Origin of the sequence: Escherichia sp. WS338 (assembly GCF_046486405.1) — a bacterium.
In the GTDB taxonomy this organism is placed as follows: Bacteria; Pseudomonadota; Gammaproteobacteria; order Enterobacterales; family Enterobacteriaceae; genus Escherichia; species Escherichia coli.
On record NZ_JBJQLL010000078.1, the window covers coordinates 1 to 3,305 of the forward strand.

The 3,305-nt window shown below is 54.9% G+C and carries 3 protein-coding genes; all 3 read right to left on the reverse strand.

Annotated features, from left to right (window positions below; all coding sequences use genetic code 11):
• A partial coding sequence (locus tag ACJHWT_RS25130; RefSeq protein ID WP_410232378.1) for a prophage tail fiber N-terminal domain-containing protein occupies positions 1-468 on the reverse strand: 468 nt, incomplete at its 3' end.
• Between the two features lie 64 nt (positions 469-532).
• Complete coding sequence (locus ACJHWT_RS25135; RefSeq protein ID WP_041498219.1) at positions 533-1,132, reverse strand: Ail/Lom family outer membrane beta-barrel protein; 600 nt, start codon at positions 1,130-1,132, stop codon at positions 533-535.
• Between the two features lie 69 nt (positions 1,133-1,201).
• On the reverse strand, positions 1,202-3,305 hold a 2,104-nt coding region (locus ACJHWT_RS25140), incomplete at its 5' end, for a host specificity protein J (RefSeq protein WP_410232379.1).

Below are 3,305 nucleotides of genomic sequence, written 5' to 3' on the forward strand. Positions count from 1 at the left end.
GCTGGCTGCGCGTGCTGAGTCTGCAGCATCAGTCGCATGGGTTGCCGCCTCACGGGCAGATGTGCCGGCATCGCTGGCTGACTTCTTTGCGGCTGCCGTGTTCTGTGCCACTGCGGACGCGTTACGCGCCACCTCTTCCACCATCAGCTCAAAACGGCGCAGTGCCTCCGGACGGGCATCATCCTCCGTCATGGCACCGAGAAAATCATTCAGCGTACCGGGTTGAGAATCTTCATACACGGTGATGGTCCCGGCATGTGACGGCGGGAATCCCTCCACCAACAGAATAACGCTGTACTGACCGTACTCAACGTCCATACTGTAACGCCCGGCTTCATCCGGATTTTCAGATGCCAGCGTGTTCACCACCACCGTGGTGCTGTTACGTTTTGCTTTCAGCTGGATTGTGCAGTTCTGTACCGGTTTTCCTGTGCCGTCTTTCAGTACACCTGAAATCTTTACTGCCATATTCACCCCACAAAAAAGCCCGCCTGAAACGGCGGGCTGTCATAACACTGTGTTACCTGGCTAATCAGAACTTATAACCGACACCCACGATGAAACCATCAGTGCGCCAGTCACCACTGCCGGAACCTTCATAAGCAATATCAATGGCCACGGATTCGGTCGGGTTAAACTGCACGCCAGCCCACCACGCCAGAGACGTGTTGCTGTGGCGACCGTCATCACTTCCGGTCAGCACATCATGCGTTTTCCCCTTGTTGTCAGTTACGCGGAGATAATCCCCGGAAAAAGTCGACACACGGCTGTAAGCCACGCCCGCCATCGCATACGCACTGAACCATTCATTCACGCGCACAGAGGGCCCCGCCATCACGCTGAACCAGCGGTTACGCACAGAATCTTCATGCCAGCGGGTATCGCTGTAACGGGTCAGCTGGCGATTCTTGTCTCCTGCATAGCTGAATGACGTCACCATCCCCAGCGTATCCGTAAACTCATAACGGTATTTCACGTTAATCCCGTTCAGATCATCGCTGCCGGGAACGTTGGTCGAGGCATGAAGATACCCCGCGCTCAGCGTGGACTGATGTTCAGATGCCCATGCAGGCGCACCGGATACGGCCAGACAAATGGCTGCGGACAAAATTGCTGCACAAACTTTACGCATAATTACCTCTCGCTTTTCTGCAATAAAAAAGGCACCATTTCTGGTGCCCTTATATGGGTTATAACAATTTCAACGAATACTGATGCCGGAAGCGGCTTTTTTGGTCACAATCACCGTACAGTCGGTGATATTACCTGCCCACTGATTGCCTTTATGGAAAACCTTAAACTCCAGAGTGACGCTTCCCCTGCCACTCGGCATATCAATAACCGCACTGTAGCTACCGGGAATGGCCCCTTTAGTTTCTCTGGATGCGATTAATACACCGTTTTTGCGAACTTCAAAACCATAACCCGTGTATCTTGTACCTCCCGGGTTATTACCACTTCCCGGATCGCTATACGCTATTCCGTTAAAGATAATGGGCGGAATAATGATTTGACGGTCAAAGTTATGATCATCACTGATGGTGACTGTAACCGTCCCGTTTGGTGTTTCCGTGTTACCCCACGTACCAGCCTGTTTCGGGAATGATTTGGATACAGCTTTAACGAAGTCACCTCTGACCTGAGTCGCCTCCAGCATGCCCTTAATCGTACAGTTTTCATTTACCGTGACATTGTTGAGCGTCCCGGCGTTCGCATTCACACTGCCACTGATATCCGCATTTTTAGCGGTCAGCTTTCCGTCTGACGTCAGGGAAAATGCCGGTGGATTTCCACCACTGGTAATGGTCGGGGCCGTCAGGCGCTTCAGGAACACGTCGTTCATAAATATCTGATTGCCCTGCGCCACAAACATCGGCGTTTCATTCCCGTTTGCCGGGTCAATAAACGCGATACGGTTAGCGGCAACCAGAAACTGGCTCAGCTTGCCTTCTTCCGTGTCCTCCATGCTGAGGCCAATACCCGCGACATAATGTTTGCCGTCTTTGGTCTGCTCAATTTTGACGCCCCACATGGCATTCCACTTATCGTTAGCGTCCTGCCACTCTTTCGAAAACTCCTCCAGTTTGCTGGCGTTATCCTCCGTCAGCTCGACTTTTTCCAGCAGCTCCTTGCCGAGATGGGATTCGGTTATCTTGCCTTTGAAAAAATCCAGGTAACCTTCCGCATCATCGCTCGCCCGACCGACGGCCTCCACGAATGCCGATTTGCCAACGGTGTTCACACTGCGGATATAAAAGTAATAATCATGGCCCGGTTTGATATTGATACTGGCGGCTATCCAGTACAGCCCCGTGCCAAGGTAGCGGGCTGTGGTTTCAACCTGCCTGATATCGGTAATCCGCGTTTCCGAGAACCAGAACTCAAACTGTACCGTCGGATCATAAACCGCAAGATGCGGCGTGGCAGTTATCTGAAAATAGCCCGGCGTCAGCTCAATCTGTGACGGCGCTGCCGGTGCGGCAATCCGGAACGATACCGATGCCGGATCGCCCTGCTGTCCCCACGCATTTACCGCCCGGACTGTCAGCCTGTAGTTCCCCAGCGCCAGTTGCGTGAAGCGGTATGTGGTTTCCGTCGTCCGGGCCGTGCTGACCAGCCGCTCACTGCCGTCATCCGCGGCCACGGTCAGGCGAAGCATAAAACTCACCCCCTTCACCACCTTCGGTGTGTCCCAGCGCGCCAGCACCTGATATTCCCCGCTGTCTGCGGAGACTTCGGCTGTCAGGTGCTGTACCGCTGGCGGCGTGACACCATTCACCGTGCCGCTCAAATCGCCGTCAAAGTGCGCCCCGTTATCCACGATGGCCTCTTTTTCCGGTACATGCTGCACGGCAGTGATGGCATACGTGCCGTCATCGTTCTCACGGATACTCACACAGCGGAACAGGCGCTGGCGCAACGTCGGCAACTTCAGCCCCCATACGCTGTATCCGGCAACGCCGTCAGGAACACGGCTCACTTTTACCTTCACGCCGTCGGTGACGGACTGGACCTCCACGCTGACCGGATTGCCACTTCCGTCAACCAGGCTTATCAGCGTGGTGCCGGAAGATGGCAGCGTGATTTCACGGTCGAGCGTCAGCGTCCGGGTCTGGCTGTTCACCGCCAGCACGCGCCCGCCGGTGCTGATACCGGCATAGTCATCATCGCAGATTTCAATGACATCGCCCGGTACATGGCGAAGCCCTTCAGCACCCACGCTGAAGTCCACGGTCTGCGTTTCCAGCAGCTCCGTTTTAATCAGCCACAGCCCGGCTCGGTGTGCCTGCCCCCGGCTGGTACAG